The following is a 23230-nucleotide window of genomic DNA, read 5'->3' as shown; positions in this document are numbered from 1 at the left end:
CCCGCAGGGAGCAAGCACCCCAGCGAAGCCTTCACGGCAACACACCCGACGAAGCCTTTACGGCAAGCAACCCAACGAGGCCCCCGCCCGGCACAGGGCGGGGCCCGTCACTCACGCGACCGGAGCAGGACTCCGCCGCCCCGCCGCAACGGCGCACGTCACGAACAGCCCTTCACCCCCGCAACTCACGCGCCTCCGCCCGCAGCCTCTCCCCCTTGGCATGCGCCTGGTCGCGCAGGTTGTGCTGGAACTCCACCATCTTCCCCTTGAGCGCGTCGTCCGAAGCGGCCAGGATGCGCACCGCCAGCAGCCCGGCATTACGCGCCCCGCCGATCGCCACCGTGGCCACCGGCACACCGGCGGGCATCTGCACGATCGACAGCAGCGAGTCCATCCCGTCGAGGTACTTCAGCGGCACCGGAACGCCGATCACCGGCACGGGTGTGACCGAGGCCAGCATGCCGGGCAGATGGGCGGCGCCTCCCGCCCCCGCGATGATGACCTTGACCCCGCGCGAGTCGGCCTGCCTGCCGTACTCGATCATCTCCTCCGGCATGCGGTGCGCCGAGACCACGTCGGCCTCGAACGGCACGCCGAACTCCGCCAGCGCCTCGGCCGCCAGGCGCATGACCGGCCAGTCGGAGTCGGATCCCATGACGATGCCCACGCTCATGTGTACTCTCCCGTGGTCAGGTAGGTGGCGGCGTGCCGGGCTCTGGCCCGGGTGGCGTCGAGGTCGTCGCCGAGGGCCGTCACATGGCCGATCTTGCGCCCGGGACGTACCTCCTTGCCGTAGAAGTGCAGCTTGATGCCGGGATCATGGGCGAGAACATGCTCATAGCGTGCGAACAGGTCGGGGTCGTCGCCGCCGAGCACATTCGCCATGACGACGACCGGCGCGGTCATCGTGGGCGAGCCGAGCGGCAGGTCGAGCACGGCCCGCAGGTGCTGCTCGAACTGGGAGGTACGCGCGCCCTCGATCGTCCAGTGGCCGCTGTTGTGCGGGCGCATGGCCAGCTCGTTGACCAGCAGGCCCGAGGCCGTCTGGAACATCTCCACCGCGAGCAGCCCGGTGACGCCGAGCTCATGGGCGATCTTCAGCGCCACCCGCTGGGCGTGCGCGGCGAGTTCGGGGTCGAGGCCGGGCGCCGGGGCCAGGACCTCCACGCAGATGCCCTGCTCCTGCACGGTCTCCACGACCGGGTAGCTGACGCCCTGCCCGTGCGGCGAGCGTGCGACCAGGACGGCGAGCTCGCGTTCGAAGGGCACGAAGGCCTCGGCCATCAGCGGCAGGCCACTGGCCAGCACCTCGGCCGACGCCGCCGCCGACTCGCATACCCACACGCCCTTGCCGTCGTAGCCGCCGCGTATCGCCTTGAGCACGACCGGCCAGCCGTTGGCCTGCCCGAACGCCTCGACGTCCGCCTCGTCTGCCACCCGGCTCCACGCGGGGCACGGCGCGCCGATCTCGGTCAGCCGCTCGCGCATGACGGCCTTGTCCTGGGCGTGGACCAGCGCCTGCGCGCCGGGGTGCACGGCGACGCCGTCGGCGGTGAGGGCGGCGATGTGCTCGGTGGGCACGTGCTCGTGGTCGAAGGTGACGGCGTCGCATCCCTTCGCGAACTCCCGCAGGTCGTCGAGCGAACGGTAGTCGCCGATCCTGGTGTCCACGATGACGCGGGCGGCGCTCTCGTCGGTGGCGCCCGCCAGCACCCGGAGCTCGACGCCGAGGTTGACGGCGGGCGGCTGGGTCATGCGGGCCAACTGTCCGGCGCCGACGATCCCGACGACGGGACCGATGGGCGGGGCGGGCTCATGGGCGGAGAACGTGGGGCTGCTCACGTGCGACGAGCTTACCGGGGGCGGCCGGGTGCCACGGGGCCGCCCGGTCAGCCGGGTGCGACGTCCGCGAGTTCGCGGCGGACGGCGACCGTGCGCAGGGTGTTCGTCTCGGTGATCGCGCTGGCCAGGACGACGAGCTCGGTCGCGGTGAACGCCTCGCGCGCGGGCCGGCCGTACAGGGGGTGGGTGAGGCGTTTGCGGCCTTTGCCGGGGCGTTGGGTGAAGGACAGGCGCAGGGCGTGGAAGACGAGCATGGAGCCGCCGGGCAGGGCCAGGGCGTAGGGTCCCGCGCCGAGCAGTTCCACGTCCGAGGTCAGGCGGTCCGGCCTGACCTCGGCCGCCCGGGTGGTCAGCTCGTCGAGCAGGTCGCGCACGGGGTCGCCCGAGGGGAAGCGCACGCCGCCCACTCCGGCGGGATCGGTCAGATAGGTCAGGTGCCGCTGCGGCACCAGCCTGGCGCGTACCGAGGCGCGCGGCTGCGGTGTGCCCGCCCGCTCGTGCCCGGGCGCCCTGCCGATCACCGGGATCGGCCCGGCGCCGAGCTTCCAGGCGCCGTCCTCCCGTACGAACACGAAGTACGCGGGGCTCGGCTCGTGGGCGAGCACGGCGAACCAGTCGCTCGCGTCGGGCAGCAGGTACTCCGGGTCGGTGTGCGCACGACGGTCGGGAGCCGGGCGGCCGTTCCGGGTCGCCTCGCAGGCACGACCGCCCAGCACGTTCTCGGCCCATGCGGTGAGCCGGGCCACCGCGGCGCAGTCGCCGCCCTCCTCGGCCGCTTCCAGCTCGGCCAGCAGCCCGTAGGCCCGCTCGGCCTCCGCCAGGGCGACCGGCCGCTCCTGCGAAGGTACGGCGGGCGGTTCGGTCCGGTTCGCGGCCGGGTCGGCGGTGGTGACGCCGCAGCCGCCTACCAGGACGGACACTCCCAGGAGCAGGGCTAACAGTCGATACGGCACGGCAGAACCCAAGCGTCATAGGCGATCTGCAACCGCAGCGTAATACCCACAACCCCGAATATTCCCGAAAAACCGCCCATACATTGATATTTCATAATGCATTCTTGAGATGGCCTTAAGAAACCGGCGTCCTGTCCAGCGCCCCGAGCTACGCATGGCCCCGGTAGCCTGATGAGGTCGACACCCAGCCCCATGAGCACCAGCCCATGACATGAGCACCCAGCCCATGACCGGCGGGCCGTGTCGGTGGCCGGCGGCCCTGCCGGTGCTCAGCCATGAAGGGACCGTGCAGGAGACGTGCAGCTGATCAGACGCGCCTACGAGCGGTTCGCCCATCTCGTCCACGAACTGGCGAAGTTCGGGACCATCGGCGGCATCGCCTTCTGCATCGACCTCGGTGTGCTCAACCTGCTGCGGGTGTGGCTGGAGTGGGGGCCGCTGACGTCCAAGGTGCTGGCGACCGTCGTGTCGGCCACGTTCGCCTACGCGGGCAACCGCTTCTGGACCTTCCGCGACCGTGAGCAGAGCGGCCTGACCCGCGAGTACTTCCTGTTCTTCCTGCTCAACGGCATCGGCCTGCTGATCGCCCTGCTGGTCATCGGCTTCACGACCTACACGCTCGACCTGCACGACACGCTGAGCTACAACATCGCCAACATCGTGGGCGTGGGGCTCGGCACGCTGTTCAGGTTCTGGTCCTACAAGCGCTGGGTCTTCCTCTCCGCCACCGAGCCCATCCCCACCGAGCTCCCTGACGAGAACTCCCCCACGCACATCCGCTGAGGTCAGGCCGGGCCGCTCACCACGCGGTTGCGGTCGCCGGTGGTGGTGTGGCGGAGGAAGACGGCGAAGACGGCCGGGCGTCGCCTGACGAGTTCGAGACGGCCGCCGTCGGCCGCGGCGAGCGCCCTGGCCAGGGTGAGGCCGAGACCGGTGCCGTGACCGCCGCTGACATTGCGTTCGAAGACCTTGGGTGCGATGTCGTCGGAGATGCCGGGCCCCTGGTCGGCGACCTCGATCATGACCGTGCTCGCGCCGCTGCTCGTAGTGACGGTGACCGCGCCTCCGCCGTGCTCAAGGGAGTTCTCGAGCAGCGAGGAGACGATCTGCCCGAGCCCCCCGGTCGTGCCCAGCGCGGTCAGCCCTCGGGTGCCTTCGAGCAGGAGCGAGCGCCCGGCCCTGCGGAAGGCGGGCTCCCACTCGATGACCTGTTGCACCAGCACCTCGTCGATGGCGAGCGGCTCGGCCTGGGCATGGCGCTGACGCCTGGCCGCGGCGAGCAGCTCGTCGATGACCGCGGTCAGGCGTTCGGCCTGGACGATCGCGGCCTCGCCCTCCTCACGCACGATCTCGGGCTCGTTGCTCGCCGCCACGATCTCCTCCAGGCGCATCGTCAGCCCGGTGAGCGGGGTGCGAAGCTGGTGGGAGGCGTCGGTGGCGAACTCGCGCTCGCGACTGAGCAGGTCGGAGATACGGGTGGCACTGCGGTCGAGCACCTCGGCGACCCGGTCGAGTTCGGGGATGCCGTAACGGTGTTTGCTCGGCCTGGCGTCACCCGAGCCGAGCCGTTCGGCGATCTTCGCCAGGTCCTGCAGCGGCAGCGTGAGCCTGCGCGACTGCACGATCGCCAGGCCGACCGCCACGGCCAGCGCCGCCGCGGCCAGCGCCACGATCAGCAGTAACCGGTTGCGGACGTCCTGTTCGACCTGGGCCATGTCGCGGCTCACGCGAACGTAGATACCGCTCTCCGACTGGGCTTCCTCCGTCATCGAGTTGCCCGAGGGCGGCGGCGTGCCGACGATCGTCGCCTTGGGCGGATTGCCCCGCTCGTAGATCTGGATGTAGCGGTCGGGGTACTTCTGCTCCAGTTGTTGCGAGTCGATGGGCGCGTCCTGGATACGGGCGTACTCCACCTCTCCCACCAGCCGTGTCGCCTCGTTGTGCAGCTCCTGGGCGGCCTCGTCATAGATCAGGCGGCTGACGACGACGCCCAGGGGCACTCCCAGAAGCAGGACGGCGATGACCGCCACGACCAGGGTGGAGGAGAGTAGTCGGCGGCGCATCGCCTACTCTCGCTCGAACCTGAAGCCGACCCCTCGCACGGTGGTGATGTAACGAGGCTTGGCGGCGTCGTCGCCCAGCTTGCGGCGCAGCCACGAGATGTGCATGTCGAGCGTCTTGGTCGACCCCCACCAGTTGGTGTCCCAGACCTCGCGCATGATCTGCTCACGCGTGACGACCTTGCCCGCGTCGCGTACGAGAACGCGGAGCAGGTCGAACTCCTTGGTCGTGAGGTGCAGCTCCTTCTCGCCCATCCAGGCGCGACGGGAGTCGGCGTCGATCCTGACGCCCTGCACGACCGGGGTCTCCGAGGTGCCGCGCCGCAGCAGCGCCCGGACACGGGCCAGCAGTTCGGCCAGGCGGAACGGCTTGGTGACGTAGTCGTCGGCGCCCGCGTCGAGGCCGACGACGGTGTCGACCTCGTCGACGCGGGCGGTGAGGATCAGCACCGGTGTGCCGTGCCCCTCGGCACGGATCCGGCGGGCGACCTCGAGGCCGTCCATCTCTGGCAGGCCAAGGTCGAGAACGATGAGGTCGATGCCCCCCGACAGAGCCCTTTCCAGGGCCTGCGGGCCGTCGGGGCTCACCTCAACCTGATAGCCCTCACGGCGTAGTGCACGCGCGAGCGGCTCGGAAATCGAGGTGTCATCCTCGGCGAGAAGTACGCAGGTCATAAAGCGATCGTAGGACCTTAGGCGATCGTTTCCCGGGTGCAGCGCGCGGTTTGACTCGTCGTTGACCTATCCATTGACCTGGGCAAACGCTGATAAATGTCCCCTAGTCGGGGTTTAATGCCCACGGTTGGAGCCGCCACGGAGTGACGTACCCCTCACTCCGCGTCCTCACACGACACGCCGGGAACACTCATGCGGCGGGTCGGGGATTCCTGATGGCCTCGATGAGCGTCGTGAGACCGTCGGCGGCCCTGCCTTCGGCCATCCGCCTGTCCATGAGCGCCTTGATCGGCACGAAGACGTCGCTCGCCACGCCCTGCTCCCTGCTGGCCGCGATCAGCATGTCGATCCCGGCCGCGTTGATGTCCAGCGAGGACACGTCGGTGCTGTAGTCGCCGCTGTCGGCCTCCCTCGCCCCCTCCTCCAACTGGCCGGTGAGCACGCTGGACAGCCACATCGAGGCGTAGGGCAGGAAGTCGGCGCCCGAGACGTTCACGGTGCCGACCAGGGCCAGCGCGTGCAGGTACCCGACCAGCGCCGACCACATGTACCCGAGCAGCGCGGCGTCGTAGATCTGCGCCACCCCGGTGTCCTCGGCCAGGTACGTCGCCGGATCGCCGAGCACCTTCAGCGTGTGCTCGTGCCGGTCGAACGCGGCCCTGGAACCGCCGTAGAAGACCAGAGCCTGCGGCGAGCCGATCATCTGCGGCACGGCCATGACCGCCCCGTCGAGGTAGTCGACGCCGTGCCCCTCGGCCCAGCGCGCGGCCCGCCTGGCGTCTTCGGGCGTTCCTGAGGTGAGGTTGACCAGCACCTTGCCTCGCAGATCCGCCGCGATCGGCTCCAGTACGGCCCGCATCGCCGGGTAGGAGGTCACGCAGACCACCACGAGGTCGCCCGCCGCGACCGCCTCACGCGCCGAGCCCGCGAGCACCGCGCCCTTGGCCGTCAGCGGCGCGGCCCGCCCGGCCGAGCGGTTCCACACGGTGGTCTCGCGTCCCGCCGCGAGGAAGGCGGTGGCCAGGGCGCTGCCCATCTTGCCGAGTCCGATGACCGTGATCTTGCTTTCGTCCTTGTCCGTCATGCCGGTCATGCTGGGCGAGCGGGCTTTCGAATGGCTTTGGCATGCCTTTCGGCCCGGCACTACCGTGGCGTTCATGCGTTTCGGGGTGTTGGGTGCGCTCGCCGTACGGACGGGTGGTGGGCGGGAGGTCAGGGTGCCCGAGACGAAGGTGCGCGGGCTGCTCGCCCTGCTGCTGACCGCGCCCGGCCGCACGCTCTCGGCCGATCTGCTGATCGACGCGCTGTGGCCCGGCGCATTGCCCGCGAACCCGTCGGGCGCGCTGCAGGTGAAGGCGTCGCAGCTCAGGAGGGCCCTGGAGGCGGCCGAGCCGGGCGCACGCGCACTCGTCGTCTCGCGGGCGCCCGGTTACGCGCTGGAGGCGGGCGAGGTGGACGCGCTGGCGTTCCGCGCGCTGGTGGCCAGGGCCAGGGCGGCGGGATCGGCAGGCGCCAGGGCCGCACTGCTGGGCGACGCGCTCGCGTTGTGGCGCGGCCCGGCTTTCGCCGACTTCGGCGACGCGCCCGCGATCAGGGCGGCGGCGGGCCTGCTGGAGGAGGAGCGGCTGGTCGCCCTTGAGGAGCGGGCCGAGGCCAGGCTGGAGTCGGGCGAGCACGGCGCCCTGGCGGGCGAGCTCGGCGCGCTGGTGGCCGAGCACCCGCTGCGCGAACGGCTGCGCGCCGCGCACCTTCGCGCCCTCTATCTGGCCGGACGCCAGAGCGAGGCCCTGGCCAGCTACGGCGACCTGCGCGAACGGCTGGCGGACGATCTCGGCCTCGACCCCGGGCCCGGCCTGACCAGGCTGCGGCAGGCCATCCTCGTGCAGGATCCCGCACTGGACGCGCACACGGCCGATCTGCCCGCCGCGCTCACCCCGCTGATCGGCCGCTCGCATGCGATCCGGGAGGTGCTCGGCCTGCTGGCGGCCAACCGCCTGCTCACCCTGAACGGCATCGGCGGCGTCGGCAAGACCGCCCTGGCCCTGGAGGCGGCCCGCCTGGCCGCGCCGGACCACCCGGGTGGCGTGCGGCTGGTCGAGCTCGCCTCGCTGGACGGCGGCGACGTCGCCGAGGTGGCCGAGGTGGTGGGCACGGCGCTCGGCGTTCGGGCGGGCGCGCCGCACGGGCCCAGGCAGGCCGGTGAGCCGGTCGGTCCCGTCGCGGAGCTGCTCGCCGCGCTCAGGGCGTGGGGCGAGCGGCGGGTGCTGCTGGTGCTGGACAACTGCGAGCACCTGGTCGAGCCGGTCGCCGCCCTGACCGAGGCGATGTTGCGTGCCGCGCCCGGCCTGCGGGTGCTGGCCACCAGCCAGGAGCCGCTGGCCGTGCCCGGCGAGGCGGTGTGGACGGTGCCGCCGCTGGACGTGCCCGGCGGCGACGACGAGCAGGCCGTGCGGGACTCGGGCGCGGTGCGGCTGTTCGTGGCGAGGGCCGGGCTCGGCGTGCCGCCGGGCGGCCGGGACCTGGCCGCCGTCGCGGCGGTGTGCAGACGCCTGGACGGCATTCCGCTGGCCCTTGAGCTCGCCGCCGCCCGGGTCAGGGCGCTGGGCCTGCGCGAGCTCGCCGACCGGCTCGGCGCACGGCACGAGGGCGACGACGCCTCCGACGAGCGGTTCACCCTGCTCACCTCAGGCGCGAGGAACGCACCCGCCAGGCAGCGCACGCTGCGCGCGATGCTCGACTGGAGCTGGGAGCTGCTCGGCGACGACGAACGCCTCGTCCTGCGCAGGCTGGCCGTGCACGCGGGCGGCTGCACGCTGGACTCGGCGCAGGCGGTGTGCGGGCCGGACGGTGTGCCGGACGTGCTCGACACGCTCGCCAGGCTGGTCGACAGGTCGCTCGTCCAGGCGGTCGACACCCCTGCGGGACGCCGCTACCGCCTGCTCACCTCGGTCGCCGCCTACTGCCTGCAGCGGCTGGCCGAGTCGGGCGAGGAGCACGCCGTACGGCTGGCGCACGGCCGTCATCACGCCGCCCTGGCCGAGCGGGCGGCGCCGTACCTTCGAGGGCCCGATCAGCGCGAGTGGCTCGAACGGCTGGACGCCGAGGCGGCCGACATGCGCCTGGCGCTGGAGCACGCCGATGCCGGGCTCGCCCTGCGGCTGGTACGGGCGCAGGCCTGGCACTGGTTCCTGCGCGGCCGGCTGAGCGAGGGCCGCAGGGCGATGGCGCTCGCCCTGGGCCGCATGCCGGAGCGGCACGAGGGGCGCGGCGTGGTGGCGGCCTGGATGACCGCGTTCGAGCTGCTGGAGGGCGGCACCGGCCGGGCCGGGCGGATCGAGGCGGTGCGCGACGCGGTGCGGGGTGAGGGCGGTGCGATGGCGTTGTGGATGCTCGGCCTGGTCCGGGTGCAGGCGGGCGACCTGACGGAGGGCACGGCGCTGGCGGAGCAGGCGCTGGCCGCCTTCGAGCGCGAGGACGACGGCTGGGGCGTCGCCGCTGCGCTGAGCCTGGCCGCGCGGCCCGCGATGATGCGTGGCGACCTGGAGGCGTTCGACCGGCACTCGGCCCGCAGCCTGGCGCTGTTCCGGCAGCTGGGCGACGGCTGGGGCGTGCTGCGCGCGGCCGACGCCAGGAGCACGCTGGCCGAGATCCGCGGCGACTACGCCGAGGCCGAACGGCTGCACGCCGAGGGGCTGCGGATCGCGCAGGAGCTCGGCCTGTGGATCGAGGTGTCGTACAAGTGGTCGGGGCTCGGGCGGGTGGCGCTGCTGCGCGGTGAGTACGAACGCGCACGCGACCTGCACGAGCGGGCCCGCCTGGTGGCGGTGCGCGGCGGGCATCGCCGGGCCGAGCAGTTCGCCGAGATCGGGCTCGGGATGGGCGCACGCAGGTCGGGCGACCTGGACGCGGCCGAGCGACATCTGCGGCCCTGGCTGGCCTGGTGCAGGGAGATCGACGGCATCGCGGGCGCCGCGCTCATCCTGGCCGAGCTGGGTTTCACCGCCGAGCAGCGCGGCGACGCGGCGGCGGCCCTGGCCCTGCACGAGGAGGGGCTGACGGCGGCCGAGACGTCGGGCGACCCGAGGGCCAGGGCGCTGGCCCTGGAGGGCCTGGCGGGCGCGCACTCGCTGGCGGGCCGGGCGCGGCAGGCGGCCGGGCTGCTGCGAGAGGCGTATGCGATCAGGCGTGCGGTCGGCTCCCCGCTGCCCGAGGCCGAGCGGCAGGACGTGCGGCGGATCGAGGAGAGGCTGGGAACGCCGCACGCCCGCCAGGACGGTGGTCCCGCGGGCGTGCGATGAGGTGTCGGGTGGTCAGCTCGCGGAGGGCGGCTCGGCGTAGCGGACCAGGTAGAGCTGCTCGCCGAGGCTGTCGATCAGCCCGAGCTCGGTCTCCAGGTAGTCGATGTGGTGCTCTTCGTCCTCAAGGATCTCCTCGAAGAGACGGGCCGAGGTGATGTCGCCCTTTTCCCGCATGAGGGCGATGCCCGGCTTGAGCCTGGCCACGACCGAGAGCTCGACCTCGAGGTCGGCCCGCAGCTGCTCCGGCACGGTCTGGCCGATGTGCAGCGTGCCCAGGCGCTGGTAGTTGGGCAGGCCTTCGAGGAAGAGGATGCGGTCGGTCAGCTTCTCGGCGTGACGCATCTCGTCGATCGACTCTTCGCGCGTGTATTTCGCGAGCTTGGTGTAGCCCCAGTTCTCCTGCATCTTGGCGTGCAGGAAGTACTGGTTGATCGCGGTCAGCTCCGCGGTGAGCTGCTCGTTGAGAAGCTCGATGATCTGCTTGTCGCCCTGCATGGACCCGGGCTCCTTGTGCTATGCGGTCGGAATCAGTTCCTCGGACCGCTTCAGGATGGCACAGATCTTCCTGACACAAGAGGCGCAGTCGCCTCCGGCGCCGGTGGTGTCGCGGATTTGCCGGGCACTCTTCGCACCTGACGCAATGCAGTCGTGGACCTCGTTTTCGGTCACAGCACGACATACACAGACGTACATGGCGGGGGAAAGCCTCTCGCGGAAGGTGGTGCATAGGTTAGGCACACCTAAGATAGCCCACTTTGGTAAGGCTTGCCTACGTGTTGTACGACACAGGCAGGAAGCCCCACAGAAAGGACATTGCTCCCGCGAGAGGGGTTACCCAGAGCTACGAGGCGGGTACGGATTCGGCGGCGATCGTCGTGGAAGGCCCGTGCCCCGTGTGCACGACCGTCTCGCCGGGCAACGACAGCAGCCGCTCCCCGATCGAGGCGATGATCGTGTCGTAGGAGGAGTAGGAGCGCCCGGTGGCGCCGGGCCCGCCCTGGAAGAGCGTGTCGCCGCTGAACACCGCGCCCAGATCCGGCGCGTAGAGGCACACCGAGCCGGGCGAGTGACCCGGCGTGTGCCTGACCTCCAGCGCGATGTCCCCGGCCTTGAGCACCTCGCCGTCGGCCAGCGGCCGGTAGCCGAGGTCCTGGTGGACCTGCTCCCACAACACCTGGTCTGCGGGGTGCAGCAGCACCGGCGCCGAGACCAGCTCAGAGAGCCGGGCCGCGGCGCCGATGTGGTCGTTGTGCGCGTGGGTGCACACGATGGCCTTCACCACCCGGTCGCCCACCCGTTCGGCGATGGCGTCGGCGTCGTGCGCGGCGTCGATGACGATCACCTCACGGGCCGAGCCGACCAGCCAGATGTTGTTGTCGACCTCCCACGTGCCCCCGTCGAGGGAGAACGTGCCCGAGGTCACGACCTTGTCGATCACAGGACCACCACCGAGCGCAGCACCTCGCCGCGGTGCATCTTGGCGAACGCCTCCTCGACCTCGTCCAGTGCGATGGTCTCCGAGACGAACCTGTCCAGCGGCAGCCGCCCCTGCAGGTAGAGGTCGATCAGCATCGGGAAGTCGCGCGAGGGCAGGCAGTCGCCGTACCAGGAGGACTTCAGCGAGCCGCCTCGGCCGAAGACGTCGAGCAGGGGGAGCTCCAGCGTCATGTCGGGCGTGGGGACGCCGACCAGGACGACGGTCCCGGCCAGGTCGCGGGCGTAGAAGGCCTGCTTGTAGGTCTCGGGACGGCCGACCGCCTCGATCACCACGTCGGCGCCGAAGCCGCCCGTCAGCTCGCGGATCGACTCGACCGCGTCGCTGACCTTGGAGTTCACCGTGTGCGTGGCGCCGAAGTCGCGGGCCCACTGCAGCTTGCGGTCGTCGACGTCGACCGCGATGATCCGCGAGGCGCCCGCGAGCGAGGCGCCGAGGATGGCCGCGTCGCCGACGCCGCCGCAGCCGATGACCGCGACCGTGTCGCCGCGCGAGACGTTGCCGGTGTTGAGCGCGGCGCCCAGGCCGGCCATCACGCCGCAGCCGAGCAGTCCGGCGACGGCGGGAGCCGCGGCCTGGTCCACCTTGGTGCACTGCCCCGCGGCGACCAGCGTCTTCTCGGCGAAGGCGCCGATGCCGAGCGCGGGCGACAGCTCGGTGCCGTCCTGCAGCGTCATCTTCCGGCTCGCGTTGTGCGTGGCGAAGCAGTACCAGGGCCTGCCGCGCAGGCACGCACGGCACTGCCCGCACACGGCACGCCAGTTGAGGATCACGTAGTCGCCGGGCTCCAGCCCGGTGACGCCCTCGCCGACCGCCTCGACCACGCCCGCGGCCTCGTGCCCGAGCAGGAAGGGGAAGTCGTCGCTGATGCCGCCCTCGCGGTAGTGCAGGTCGGTGTGACAGACACCGCATGCCTTGACGGCGACGACCGCCTCGCCCGGACCCGGATCGGGCACGTGCACGGTCTGCACCGAGACCCCCTGCCCCTTGCCCAGGGCGACGACGCCTCTGACTTCGTACGGCATGCGCAATCCTCACTTCACGGCTGGTTTAGTTGAAGGACGTAACACATACGGGTGTACCACGCCCAGACCGCGAACCGGCCTCGGCCCGATCTCTTGTACCTCTATCCCGGCCACCCCGTCGAGCCCATCGGCCAGAGCGGGATCGGCGAGCACGCCGCCCGGGTCGGCGAGTGCGGTGAGCCTGGCGGCGAGGTTCACCGTGGTGCCGAAGACGTCGCCCAGCATCGGCAGCACCGGGCCGTAGGCCAGGCCCACCCTGATCCGGGTGCCCCCGCCGCCGCCGTCGAGCGCCTCCAGCAGGCCGATCGCGACCCGCGCGGCCCCCTCGGCCGTCGGCGCGGTGAACAGCACCTCGTCGCCCAGCGTCTTGACCAGCCTGGCGCCGTGCGCGGCGATCACATCGGCGGCCTTCGCCTCGAAGTCCTCCACCAGCGCGGCCAGCTGCCGTTCGTCCAGCTCGCTGGCCGTACGCGTGAAGGAGACCAGGTCGGCGAAACCGACGGCGAGCGCCGCCCGGGTGGGCACGACCTCGTCGTCGATCCCGGCGAGCGTGAGCAGCCTGGCGCCCGCCGCGGCGAGTTGCGCCCGCCACACGTGCACGAGCAGCCGTTCGACGTCGGGCAGCAGCGCCTCGGCCGTGCCCAGGACGTGGGCCAGATCGGCGTCCGAAGCGGGCCCGTCGGCGGGCAGCAGGGCGCCGAGCACGATCTCCGCCTGCCACTGCGCCAGCCTGGCCGTCGTACGGCCGAGCGCCCTGGCCATCCTGACGGCCGTCGCCTCGTCCAGCAGGCCGGTGTCGAGCATCGTGCGCACGCGGGTGAGCGCGGCCACGTCGGCGTCGGTGAAGGCCACACTGTCGTCGGCCAGCATGGCGAAGCCCAGCGCACGCCAGATGCGTCCGGCGAGCTCCTGGCTCACGCCCGCGAGCGCGGCGACCTCGCCCCTGGTGTGGCGGGGCGGGGAGGCGGCGAACAGCTTCTCGATCTGCTCAGCGGTCGGCCGCCCGTGCATTCGTCCTCCACCGCCGCCCGGTCACAGGCCGTCGTTCTCCCCGTCTGAAGCATCCTCCACCAGGTGGAACAGTTCGGCCCGCACGTCCTGGATCCTCGGGATGTCCCTGAGGGCGAGCTGGCCCTTCTCCCCCGCCGACTCCACGGTCAGCGTGCCGCAGCCGAGGAGGCGCTCGAAGAAGGTCTGGTCCGAGCTGACCGTGTTCACCTTCGTCATGGGGATCTCGTCGGTCGACTTGTTGAGCACGCCGGTGCTGATCGTGAAGCGGTGGGTGGTCAGCGTGTAGGCGGTGTTCTTCCACTGCAGATAGGGCCAGAACGACCACCACGTCAGCAGCAGGACGGCGATGACGGCGACCGCGAGCCTGCCGTAGAGGGCGTACTCCCAGTCTCCTGGGACGAAGAAGATCGCCACGCCGGAGGCGATGACGACGACGACCAGGCCGATGAGCGGCAGGACCAGCCGCTTCCAGTGCGGATGGAACGATCGGATGCGCCGCTCGTCCCGCGTCAGATGATGGTCGGGGAGACTCATGGGCAAATGGTGCCAGTCCCCACCCTCCTCCGCTACGAGGACGTCGAAGGACGAACGTGGACGACGTCTCCCGCGCTCAGCGTGTGCTCCCTGCCTTCGGCCTGGACCAGCAGATGGCCGGAGGTGTCGATGCCGGTGGCCAGGCCGTTCAGCACGCGTTCGCCGGGCAGCTCCACCCTGATCTGCCTGCCGACGGTCGCACTCGCCGCCAGGTAGGCCGAGCGCAGCCCGGAGGCCTCGGCGTCGCCTTCGGCCGCGAGCCAGTCGCGGTAGTGCGTCTCCAGCTCGCGCAGCACCGCGCGCAGCAGCGGGTCGCGGTCGGTGGAGGCGGCCTTCTCCAGCGCGAGCGAGGTGGCCGTCGGCACCGGCAGCTCGTCGGCCCGCAGCGAGACGTTGAGCCCCATGCCGATGACCACGGCGTTCTCGGCCCGCTCGGCCAGCACGCCCGCCAGCTTACGCTCGCCGATCAGCAGGTCGTTGGGCCACTTGAGCCTGACGTCCACCTCGGCCACCTTGCGCACGGCCGATGCCGCGGCCAGGGCGAACAGCAGGGGCAGCCAGCCCTGTTTGACCGGCGCGAGCTGCGGGCGCAGCAGCACCGACAGGGCCAGCCCCGAACGAGGAGGCGCACTCCAGGAGCGACCGAGCCTGCCCCTCCCGGCGAACTGCGTCTCGGCGACGATCACCAGGCCCTCACGGACCCCCGATCGCGCGGCGGAGACCAGGTCGGCATTGGTCGATCCGGTGCGCTCCACGACGGTCAGGTCGTGCCACAGCCCGCCGGGGCGGATCAGCGCCTTGCGCAGGGCCGACTCGACGAGCGGAGGCCGCTCCAGGTCGGTGTACGGAGAAGAGGACACCGCCCAAGCGTATGACCCTTGGCAACAGGTGGAAGATGGTGACATGGGACTGAATCCGGGCAACTGGGCATCGTGGCGGCCGTTCGGCATCGGCGAACGCAAACCCAACAACTACCTGGAGCTGTGGAAGGCGTTCAGGTCGGTCAAGGGACGCAGGCGATACGCATGGCGGATTCTGAAGCAGGGCACGTGCGACGGCTGCGCGCTCGGCACGCACGGCATGCGTGACTGGACGATGGACGAGATCCACCTGTGCAACATCAGGCTGAGGCTGCTGCCGCTCAACACGATGCCGGCGCTCGACACGGCGGTCCTGGCCGACGTCTCGGCGCTCGCGGGACGCAGGAGCGCGGAGCTGCGCGACCTGGGGCGGCTGCCGTGCCCGATGATCAGGCGCAGGGGTGAGGCCGGGTTCAGCCGTATCGGGTGGCAGCAGGCGCTGGAGGTGGCGGCGGCCGGGGTGCGGGAGTCGCGGTTCGGGGTGTACCTGACCAGCAGAGGCGTGCCGAACGAGAACTACTACGCGGCGCAGAAGGCCGTGCGGGCGCTCGGCAGCAACAATGTGGACAACGCGGCGCGCATCTGCCATTCGCCCTCGACGGTGGCGCTCAAGCAGACCGTCGGCGCGGCGGCCACGACGTGTTCCTACACCGACTGGATCGGCTCCGACCTCATCGTGTTCATCGGCTCGAACCCGTCGAACAACCAGCCGGTCGCGATGAAGTACCTCTACCACGCCAAGAAGGCGGGCACGCGGATCGCGATGGTCAACGCCTACCGCGAGCCCGGCATGGACAGGTACTGGGTGCCGTCCAACGCCGAGTCGGCGGTGTTCGGCACCAGGATCACCGACGAGTTCTTCGGTGTGAACGTCGGCGGCGACATCGGCTTCCTCAACGGCGTGCTCAAGCACCTCGTCGAGCGCGGCCTGGTCGACGAGGAGTTCGTGGCCGCGCACACGAGCGGGTTCGAGCAGGCCAGGCAGGCGGTCGAGGCCCAGTCGTGGCAGGAACTGGAGGCGCTGTCCGGCTCGACCCGCGAGGACATGGGCCGGATGGCCGAGCTGCTGGGCCGGGCGCGCTCGGCCGTGCTGGTGTGGTCGATGGGCATCACGCAGCACGCCTACGGCGAGGACAACGTGCGGGCGATCGTGAACCTGGCGCTGGCACGCGGGTTCGTCGGGCGCGACAACTGCGGGCTGATGCCGATCAGGGGCCACAGCGGCGTGCAGGGCGGCGCCGAGATGGGCGCCTACGCCACGGGACTGCCCGGCGGCCTGCCGATCACCGGGCCGAACGCGGCCAGGTTCACCGAGATGTGGGGCTTCGAGGTGCCCGCCACCCCCGGCCTGACCGTCACCGAGATGATCGACGCCGCCCACGACGGCGACCTGGACGTCCTGGTCTCCAGCGGCGGCAACTTCCTCGAGGTGCTGCCCGACCCCGGCTACTGCCGTACCGCGCTGAGCAGGCTGTCGCTGCGCGTGCACATCGACATCGTGCTGTCGTCGCAGATGCTGGTCCCCGCCGAAGGCGACGTGCTGCTGCTGCCCGCGCAGACCAGGTACGAGATGGTCGGCGGTGTCACCGAGACCTCGACCGAGCGAAGAATCATCTTCTCCCCCGAGGTCGAAGGGCCGAGGATCGATGAGGCGTGGCCGGAGTGGAAGATCTTCACCGAGCTCGCCGCCAGGGCCAGGCCCGCGATCGCCGCCCAGGTCACCTACACGGGCACACCGCAGATCCGGGCCGAGATCGAGCGAGCGGTGCCGTTCTACCAGGGCATCGCCGCCCTGCGCGCGTTCGGCGACAACGTCCAGTACGGCGGGCGGCACCTGTTCGCGGGCGGCCGTTTCCAGACGGCCGACGGACGCGGGCGCTTCTCGGCCGTGCCGGTGCCGCGGGTGGAGCGGCCGGACGGCTCGTTCATGGTGGCGACCAGGCGCGGCAAGCAGTTCAACAGCATGGTGCACGAGCGCCGCGACGGCTTCAACGGCGCCACCCGTGAGGCGGTGCTGATCAGCGGCTACGACGCCGACCGGCTGGGCCTGCCCGACGGCACGCCGGTCGAGCTGACCTCGGGCGGGCGCAGCTACACCGGCAAGGTGCTGCGCGCCCCGCTGATGCCCGGCAATCTGCAGATCCACTGGCCCGAAGGCAATGTGCTGCTCGACGAGTCGCGCCGTTCGCCGGACGCCAGGATCCCCGACTACAACGCCACCGTGACGCTGCGCAGGGTCGAGCAGTGAGCGCCCGTCCCGGGCCGACGACCCGCACCCGCGTCCTCACGCTGTCGGACGGCCTCAGGCGCGAACGGCGTGACGACCTGGCGACCGAGGAGCCGCTGGAGATCAGGGTGACGGCCGCCGGAGCCAGGCGCACGGTCGCGATCACCATGCGCACGCCCGGCCACGACTTCGAACTCGCCGCCGGTTTCCTGCACGGCGAGGGCCTGGCCGGGCCCGGTGTGATCGAGGCCATCGCCTACTGCGTGGACGAGGACGTGGCGCCCGAGGCCCGCTACAACACGGTCACCGTACGGCTGGCCGGGGCGCTGCCCGACCTGCCGGTGCTGGACCGGCACTTCCTGACCTCCAGCGCCTGCGGGGTGTGCGGCTCGGCCAGTCTGGACGTCCTGCACGAGCGGTGCTCGCCGCTGCCCGCCTCGCCGACGCGTGTGTCGGCCGAGACGCTCTACGGCCTGCCCGATCGGCTGCGGGCGGCGCAGGGCGTGTTCGGCAGGACGGGCGGGCTGCACGCGGCCGGGCTGTTCACGCCTTCGGGCGACCTGCTCGCGGCCAGGGAGGACGTGGGCAGGCACAACGCCGTCGACAAGCTGGTGGGCTGGGCGAGCCTCGGCGGGGCGCTGCCGCTGACCGGCTCGGTGCTCATGGTCAGCGGCAGGGCCAGCTACGAGATCATGCAGAAGGCGCTGGCGGCGGGCATCGAGGTGGTGTGCGCGGTGTCCGCGCCCTCGTCGCTCGCGGTGGACCTGGCCCGCGACTTCGGCCTGACCCTGGTCGGCTTCCTGCGCGAACGGCGCTGCAACGTGTACGCGGGGACGGAGCGCATAGTGGAATAGATGATTCCGTTCTGCTATAGTCGGAACAGAACAAGTCGTTCCGGTTCGCCGAGAGGAACCTTCCATGAGCACCATCACGCCCTTCCGCATCGAGATCTCCCAGGCCGACCTCGACGACCTGCACACCCGCCTCGCCCTGACCCGCTTCACCGACGAACTGCCCGGCTCCGAAGGCGCCTACGGCGTGGGCCTCGACTACCTCAAGCGCATGACCGCCTACTGGCGCGAGGGCTTCGACTGGCGCGCCCAGGAGGCCAGGCTCAACGCGCACCCGCAGTTCACCACCGAGATCGACGGCCAGAACGTGCACTTCATCCACGTGCGCTCGGCCAAGCCCGACGCCCTCGCGCTGATCCTCACGCACGGCTGGCCCGGCACGGTGGTGGAGTACCTCGACGTCATCGAGGACCTCGCCCGCGACTTCCACCTGGTCATCCCCTCCATCCCCGGCTTCGGCCCCTCGGGCCCGACGACCGAGAAGGGCTGGGACCGCAACCGCGTCGCCAAGGCCTGGGCCGAGCTCATGGCCAGACTCGGATACACCAGGTACGGCGCGGTCGGCAACGACGGCGGCTCGCTGATCTCCCCCGAACTCGGCAGGCTCGACGCCGAGCACGTGGTCGGCGTGCACGTGACGCAGATCTTCTCCTTCCCCTCGGGCGACCCGGCCGAGTTCGCCGGGCTCACCGACGAGGACCAGGCGGCCGTCCAGCACCTGCAGTGGTTCTGGGAGAACATGGGCGCCTTCAACCTGCTGCAGGCCCAGTCCCCCCAGACGCTCGCCCACGCCATCGCCGACTCCCCCGCCGGACTGCTCGGCTGGATGTCTCAGCTCATGGGCGAGGGCATCGACGACGACTTCGTCCTGACCAACGTCGCCCTGCACTGGTTCTACCGTACGGCGGGCTCCTCGATCCGCTTCTACTACGAGGACAAGCGGGCCGAGCAGCCGACCGGACCGACGACCGTGCCGATCGGTCTGGCCGGATTCGCCGACGACTTCAAGTCGATCAGGCGTTTCGCCGATCGCGACCACAAGAACATCACCCAGTGGCACACCTACGAGGGCGGCGGGCACTATGCCGCCTCGCAGGTCCCCGAGGTGCTCGCCGCCGACGTCCGGGGGTTCTTCACCGGCTGAGACGGCACCGCTTCCCGAAGGCCGGCATCCCCGCGGATGCCGGCCTTTTCGTATGGAATAAAGCATTCCGTTCTGCTATTCTGGAACAGAACAAGCCGTTCCGCTTAGCTCTCTGGAGGAGCGATGACCACTCTCGACGTCCGCCCCGCGGTCGACACCGGCTACCGGTGGCGCCGCCCGGCCCTGCTCGTCGTGCTCACCGGATCGGCGATGGAGCTGCTCGACTCCTCCGTCACCAACATCGCCGGGCCCACCATGCGGGCCGACCTCGGCGGCGGCCCCTCGTTGCTGCAGTGGCTCGGCGCCGCCTACACGCTGGCGATGGTCGCGGGCCTGATGACGGGCGGCAGGCTCGGCGACATCGTCGGCAGGCGGCGTATGTTCCTCATCGGCATGGCCGGGTTCACCGCCGGATCGTTGCTCGTCGCCCTGGCCACCGGGCCCGAGACCGCGATCGCCGCCCGGGTGGTGCAGGGGCTGTTCGGCGCGGCCATGATCCCGCAGGGCCTCGGCATGATCAGGGCGATGTTCCCGCCCCAGGAGCTCGCGGGCGCGTTCGCGCTGTTCGGCCCGGTCATGGGGCTTGCGGCCATCGGCGGGCCGATCCTGTCGGGCTGGCTGATCGGCCTCGACCTGTTCGGGAGCTCGTGGCGGATGATCTTCCTGATCAATCTGCCGATCGGGATCGCCGCACTCGCCGCCGCGTTCCGGCTGCTTCCGGCCGACCGGCCCGCACGCGGGGTCAGGCTCGACCTGCCCGGCGTCGCCCTCGCCTCCAGCGCCTGTGTGCTGCTGGTCTTCCCGCTGGTGCAGGGGCACGAGCTCGGCTGGCCGCTGTGGACGTTCGCGATGATGGCCGCGGGGGTGGCGCTGTTCGGGGTGTTCGCCAAGGTCGAGGCGGGGCGGATCGACGCGCTGCTGGTCGCCACGCTGTTCCGCAAGCGCTCCTTCACCGCGGGCATGGCGGTCGGCGTGATCTACTTCGCCGCCTTCTGCGGCTTCGGGCTGGTGTTCAACCTCTACGCCCAGCTCGAACTCGGCTACGCGCCGCTCGCCGCGGGCCTGTCCGGCCTCCCGCTGTCGCTCGGCATGATCGCCTCCATGACCGCACTGCCCAAGGTGCGCGGGTACGGCCGCTGGACGCTCGTCGGCGGCAGCCTGGTCATGGCGCTCGGCACGGCGGCGCTCGTCCTGGTGGCGGCGCCCGGCGTCACGCCGTGGGAGCTCGCCCCCGCCCTGCTCGTCGTGGGCGTCGGGTCCGGACTGGTCATGGGGCCGTACTTCGACATCGCGATGGGAGACGTCGAGGAGCACGAGAGCGGCTCGGCCTCCGGGACGCTGACCAGCGTGCAGCAGATCGGCGGCGCGCTGGGGATCGCGGTGCTCGGCACGCTGCTGTTCGGGACGGGCAGCGCGCCCGTCGCCTTCCTCGCGGTCGTGGGCATGCTCGTGCTCACCGCCCTGGTCGGACTGCTGCTGCCCAGGGTCGCCCGCTGACACCCTCTGCGCCGTGAACGGCCGCCCGGCATCGCGCCGAGCGGCCGTCCGCGTGTCAGCCGGTGTTCTGCAGGCCGGCCGCGACGCCGTTCACCGACAGCAGGAGCAGCGTCGACCAGCGCTCGCGCTCGGCCTCGGTCAGGTCCTCCTGGGTGCGCAGCGCGGTCAGCGCCCGCAGCTGCAGGTGCGACAGCGCGTCGACATACGGGTCGCGCAGCTGCACGGCCCTGGACAGCACCCTGCGGTTCTCCAGCAGCCTGCTGTGCCCGGTGACGCGCAGCACCAGCCGCCTGGTCCTGTCGTACTCCTCCAGCACCTGGTCGGCGAAGCCGTCGCTGCCGCCGAGTGCCAGGTAGCGTTCGGCGATCGGCCGGTCGGTCTTGGCCAGCGACATCTCCACATTGTCCAGCAGTGAGGCGAACAGCGGCCATTCGGCATAGGCCGCCTGGAGCTCCTCCAGACCGCTGTCGGACTCCAGGATCGCGGCCAGGCCGCTGCCGAGGCCGTACCAGCCGGGCAGGTTGACGCGGGTCTGCGCCCAGGCGAAGACCCACGGGATGGCCCGCAGGTCGTCGAGCGAGCGCGGAGCGCCCAGGCCGCGCCTGGCCGGGCGCGAGCCGAGCCGCAGCGAGCCGATCTCCTCCAGCGGGCTGACCAGCGCGAACCACTCGGGGAAGCCGGGCGCCTCGGTCAGCGCGCGGTAGGCGCTTTCGGAGGCGGAGGCCACACGCTCGGCCAGCGGCCTGAACCTGGCCGCCGCCTCGGCCGTGCGCGACTCCACGGCCGGGGTCGAGGCCAGCAGCACCGCATTGGCCACCTGCTCCATGTGCCGGTGCGCGATGGCGGCGTGGCCGTAGCGTGCGAAGATCACCTCGCCCTGCTCCGTGACCTTGAACCGGCCCGCCACCGAGCCCGGCGCCTGGGCCAGCACCGCCCTGTTGGCCGGGCCGCCGCCACGGCCGAGCGCGCCGCCCCTGCCGTGGAACATCCGCAGCCTGACGTCGTTGGCCACGGCCCAGGCGGTGAGGCGTTCCTGTGCCTCGTACAGCTTGAGCGTGGCCGCCGCCGGGCCGAGCTCCTTGGCCGAGTCGGAGTAGCCCAGCATGATCTCCAGACGGCGTCCGGAGTCGTCGAGACGACGGCGTACCTGCTCGATGGCGAGCATGCCGGTCAGGACGTCGGCGGAGTTGTCCAGGTCCTGGCCGGACTCGAACAGCGGCACCACGTCGAGCACCGGGGCGCGGTCACCGAGCGCGTGCGCGGCCAGCTCGTGCACGGCGGCGATGTCGTCGGCCGAACGCGTGAAGGACACCACGTACCGCGAGCAGGCGCGTACCCCGAAGCGCTCCTGGATCCAGGCGATGACCCGGATCGTGGCCAGCACCTCCTCGGTGCGCTCGCTCAGCGGCCCGCCCACCCTGATCTCCTCCAGCGCCGCGGCGTGCACCTGGGAGTGCTGGCGCACCTCCAGCTCGGCCAGGTGGAAGCCGAACGTCTCGGCCTGCCAGATGAGGTGCTGCAGCTCGCCGTACGCCTGGCGGGTCGCGCCTGATCCGGCCAGCGACTCCTGGGCGACGCGCAGGTCGGTGATGAGGTCGTCCGGCCCCCGGTAGGCGAGGTCGGCGTCGCGTCGCCTGGTCGCGCCGATGCGCGCGGCGACGAACAGCAGCCACTGCCGGTGCGGTTCCTGTGGCGAGCGGGTGCCGAGCTCGGACACGTGCTCGGGATGGGCGTCCTCGGCCGCCTCCAGCGCCTTGCGCAGCCCGGCCGACGGCGGTGTGGTCGGGGCGGAGGCGGTGAGCGTGCGGCCGATCCTGGTGGTGGCGTTCTCCAGGGCGATCAGCACGTGCTCGGCCTGGATCAGCACGGCCTCGCGGGTGACCTTGGAAGTGACGTTGGGATTGCCGTCACGGTCGCCGCCGATCCAGCTCCCGTAGCGGATGAACGGCTTGGCCAGCGGCACCCTGGCGCCGGTGCCCTCGGCGAGCGCCGCGTCGAGCGTGCGGTAGACCTGCGGGACCGTGCGGAAGAGCGTCTCGTCGAATGCGGCCATCGCGGTGCGCACCTCGTCGAGCGGGTCGAGCTTGGTGCTGCGCAGCTGTGCGGTGCGCCAGAGGAGGTCGATCTCCTCGAGCAGGCGGCGCCTGCTCTCGTCGCGCTCGGCCGCGCCTCTGCCCGGCGTGTTGTAGTCGGTGAGCCTGACGCTGATGCGCTGGATCGCGGTGACGACCGCACGCCTGCGGGCCTCGGTGGGGTGTGCGGTCAGGACGGGGTGCAGCTCCAGGTCGGCGACGAGCTCGGCGACACGTTCGCTGCCGAGCTCCTGCACCACCTGGGCCAGCGACTCCGGCTGCACCTTCTCGCCGGTGTCGCGGGCCCGCAGCGTGCGGATGCGGAAGTGTTCCTCGGCCAGGTTGGCCAGGTGGAAATAGCAGGTGAAGGCACGGGCGATCTGCACCGCCCGCTCGATCTCCCAGCCGGAGACGAGGCTCGCGACCTCGTCGGCCGACAGCTCGCGACGCCTCGCGGCGATCACGGCCTTTCGTAGTCTCTCGACGTCGGCCAGCAGGTCAGGACCACCGTCCTCGGCGATCACCTGCCCCAGCAGCTCACCGAGCATGCGCACGTCGGCGCGCAGCTCGTCGGGCATCTCCGTGACGGCACTGTGGCGCTCAACGACCTGGTCAATCATGAGTCGAGCGTATCGAGTCGTTTCCGGCGGGCGGAGACCGGTCTCACCTAATGGACTAGACCAATG

20 protein-coding genes are annotated in these 23230 nt (G+C 71.2%); 6 read left to right on the top strand and 14 right to left on the bottom strand.

Features of this window, described 5'->3' with window-relative positions:
* Positions 1-172: 172 nt before the first annotated feature.
* Genes purE through ACTWNK_RS08290 form a run of 3 tightly spaced genes read right to left on the bottom strand, consistent with a single transcriptional unit; the run spans position 173 to position 2762 of the window.
* A complete protein-coding gene (purE, locus tag ACTWNK_RS08300; RefSeq protein ID WP_474303273.1) occupies positions 173-673 on the bottom strand; it encodes a 5-(carboxyamino)imidazole ribonucleotide mutase in 501 nt (166 codons plus the stop codon).
* Positions 670-1842: a 5-(carboxyamino)imidazole ribonucleotide synthase gene (locus ACTWNK_RS08295; RefSeq protein ID WP_474303272.1), complete on the bottom strand. Its 1173-nt coding sequence runs from the start codon at positions 1840-1842 to the stop codon at positions 670-672. The genes purE and ACTWNK_RS08295 overlap by 4 nt, the downstream gene beginning before the upstream one ends.
* A 47-nt stretch (positions 1843-1889) precedes the next feature.
* On the bottom strand, positions 1890-2762 hold the full coding sequence (locus ACTWNK_RS08290; protein WP_474303271.1) for a hypothetical protein: 873 nt from the start codon (positions 2760-2762) through the stop codon (positions 1890-1892).
* Positions 2763-3092: 330 nt separating this feature from the next.
* Between ACTWNK_RS08290 and ACTWNK_RS08285 the strand changes: the two genes are divergently transcribed.
* Entirely contained in the window at positions 3093-3578 is a 486-nt protein-coding gene (locus ACTWNK_RS08285; protein WP_474303270.1) for a GtrA family protein, read from the top strand.
* Positions 3579-3580: 2 nt separating this feature from the next.
* Here the strand turns inward: ACTWNK_RS08285 and ACTWNK_RS08280 are convergent, their stop codons facing one another.
* From ACTWNK_RS08280 to ACTWNK_RS08270, 3 genes are all read right to left on the bottom strand, one after another.
* Positions 3581-4858 carry an ATP-binding protein gene (locus ACTWNK_RS08280; protein WP_474303269.1) on the bottom strand — a complete coding sequence of 426 codons (1278 nt, stop codon included), beginning with the start codon at positions 4856-4858 and terminating at the stop codon, positions 3581-3583.
* A gap of 3 nt (positions 4859-4861) precedes the next feature.
* Positions 4862-5530 carry a response regulator transcription factor gene (locus tag ACTWNK_RS08275; protein ID WP_043620820.1) on the bottom strand — a complete coding sequence of 223 codons (669 nt, stop codon included), beginning with the start codon at positions 5528-5530 and terminating at the stop codon, positions 4862-4864.
* A 190-nt stretch (positions 5531-5720) separates the two neighbouring features.
* Positions 5721-6614, bottom strand: a complete 894-nt coding sequence (locus tag ACTWNK_RS08270) for an NAD(P)-dependent oxidoreductase (protein ID WP_474303268.1) — start codon at positions 6612-6614, stop codon at positions 5721-5723.
* 73 nt (positions 6615-6687) lie between these two features.
* Between ACTWNK_RS08270 and ACTWNK_RS08265 the strand changes: the two genes are divergently transcribed.
* On the top strand, positions 6688-9828 hold the full coding sequence (locus ACTWNK_RS08265) for an AfsR/SARP family transcriptional regulator (RefSeq protein WP_474303267.1): 3141 nt from the start codon (positions 6688-6690) through the stop codon (positions 9826-9828).
* Between the two features lie 12 nt (positions 9829-9840).
* On the opposite strand, the gene bfr is transcribed toward ACTWNK_RS08265, so the two are convergent.
* The 7 genes from bfr to ACTWNK_RS08230 all read right to left on the bottom strand — a co-directional run bounded on the left by bfr (position 9841) and on the right by ACTWNK_RS08230 (position 14753).
* Positions 9841-10323, bottom strand: coding sequence for a bacterioferritin (gene bfr, locus ACTWNK_RS08260; protein ID WP_474303266.1), 483 nt, complete (start codon positions 10321-10323; stop codon positions 9841-9843).
* Positions 10324-10341: 18 nt separating this feature from the next.
* Positions 10342-10521: a (2Fe-2S)-binding protein gene (locus ACTWNK_RS08255; RefSeq protein WP_474303265.1), complete on the bottom strand. Its 180-nt coding sequence runs from the start codon at positions 10519-10521 to the stop codon at positions 10342-10344.
* 148 nt (positions 10522-10669) lie between these two features.
* Positions 10670-11266 (bottom strand): MBL fold metallo-hydrolase, encoded by a 597-nt coding sequence (locus tag ACTWNK_RS08250; RefSeq protein WP_474303264.1) that lies wholly within the window; start codon positions 11264-11266, stop codon positions 10670-10672.
* Positions 11263-12348, bottom strand: a complete 1086-nt coding sequence (locus ACTWNK_RS08245; protein ID WP_474303263.1) for an S-(hydroxymethyl)mycothiol dehydrogenase — start codon at positions 12346-12348, stop codon at positions 11263-11265. The genes ACTWNK_RS08250 and ACTWNK_RS08245 overlap by 4 nt, the downstream gene beginning before the upstream one ends.
* 9 nt (positions 12349-12357) lie before the next feature.
* On the bottom strand, positions 12358-13359 hold the full coding sequence (locus tag ACTWNK_RS08240; RefSeq protein ID WP_474303262.1) for an adenylate/guanylate cyclase domain-containing protein: 1002 nt from the start codon (positions 13357-13359) through the stop codon (positions 12358-12360).
* A gap of 21 nt (positions 13360-13380) precedes the next feature.
* Complete coding sequence (locus tag ACTWNK_RS08235) at positions 13381-13893, bottom strand: PH domain-containing protein (RefSeq protein ID WP_474303261.1); 513 nt, start codon at positions 13891-13893, stop codon at positions 13381-13383.
* A 32-nt stretch (positions 13894-13925) separates the two neighbouring features.
* The gene (locus tag ACTWNK_RS08230) at positions 13926-14753 is read right to left on the bottom strand and encodes a biotin--[acetyl-CoA-carboxylase] ligase (RefSeq protein WP_474303260.1); all 828 of its coding nucleotides are present in this window, start codon (positions 14751-14753) and stop codon (positions 13926-13928) included.
* A 43-nt stretch (positions 14754-14796) separates the two neighbouring features.
* Between ACTWNK_RS08230 and ACTWNK_RS08225 the strand changes: the two genes are divergently transcribed.
* The 4 genes from ACTWNK_RS08225 (at position 14797) to ACTWNK_RS08210 (ending at position 20472) form a co-directional block, all read left to right on the top strand.
* Positions 14797-17001, top strand: coding sequence for an FdhF/YdeP family oxidoreductase (locus ACTWNK_RS08225; protein ID WP_474303259.1), 2205 nt, complete (start codon positions 14797-14799; stop codon positions 16999-17001).
* Positions 16998-17834 (top strand): formate dehydrogenase accessory sulfurtransferase FdhD, encoded by an 837-nt coding sequence (gene fdhD / locus ACTWNK_RS08220; protein ID WP_474303258.1) that lies wholly within the window; start codon positions 16998-17000, stop codon positions 17832-17834. Before ACTWNK_RS08225 ends, fdhD begins: the two co-directional genes overlap by 4 nt.
* 64 nt (positions 17835-17898) lie before the next feature.
* Complete coding sequence (locus ACTWNK_RS08215) at positions 17899-18975, top strand: epoxide hydrolase family protein (protein ID WP_474303257.1); 1077 nt, start codon at positions 17899-17901, stop codon at positions 18973-18975.
* A 123-nt stretch (positions 18976-19098) separates the two neighbouring features.
* Complete coding sequence (locus ACTWNK_RS08210; RefSeq protein ID WP_474303256.1) at positions 19099-20472, top strand: MFS transporter; 1374 nt, start codon at positions 19099-19101, stop codon at positions 20470-20472.
* A 55-nt stretch (positions 20473-20527) separates the two neighbouring features.
* Here the strand turns inward: ACTWNK_RS08210 and ACTWNK_RS08205 are convergent, their stop codons facing one another.
* Positions 20528-23164: a phosphoenolpyruvate carboxylase gene (locus tag ACTWNK_RS08205; RefSeq protein WP_474303255.1), complete on the bottom strand. Its 2637-nt coding sequence runs from the start codon at positions 23162-23164 to the stop codon at positions 20528-20530.
* Positions 23165-23230 lie beyond the last annotated feature (66 nt).

This window comes from Nonomuraea sp. IBHARD001 (genome assembly GCF_056106265.1).
Note: the sequence above shows the minus strand (reverse complement) of the source record. Positions and strands in the feature narration are given on the sequence as shown.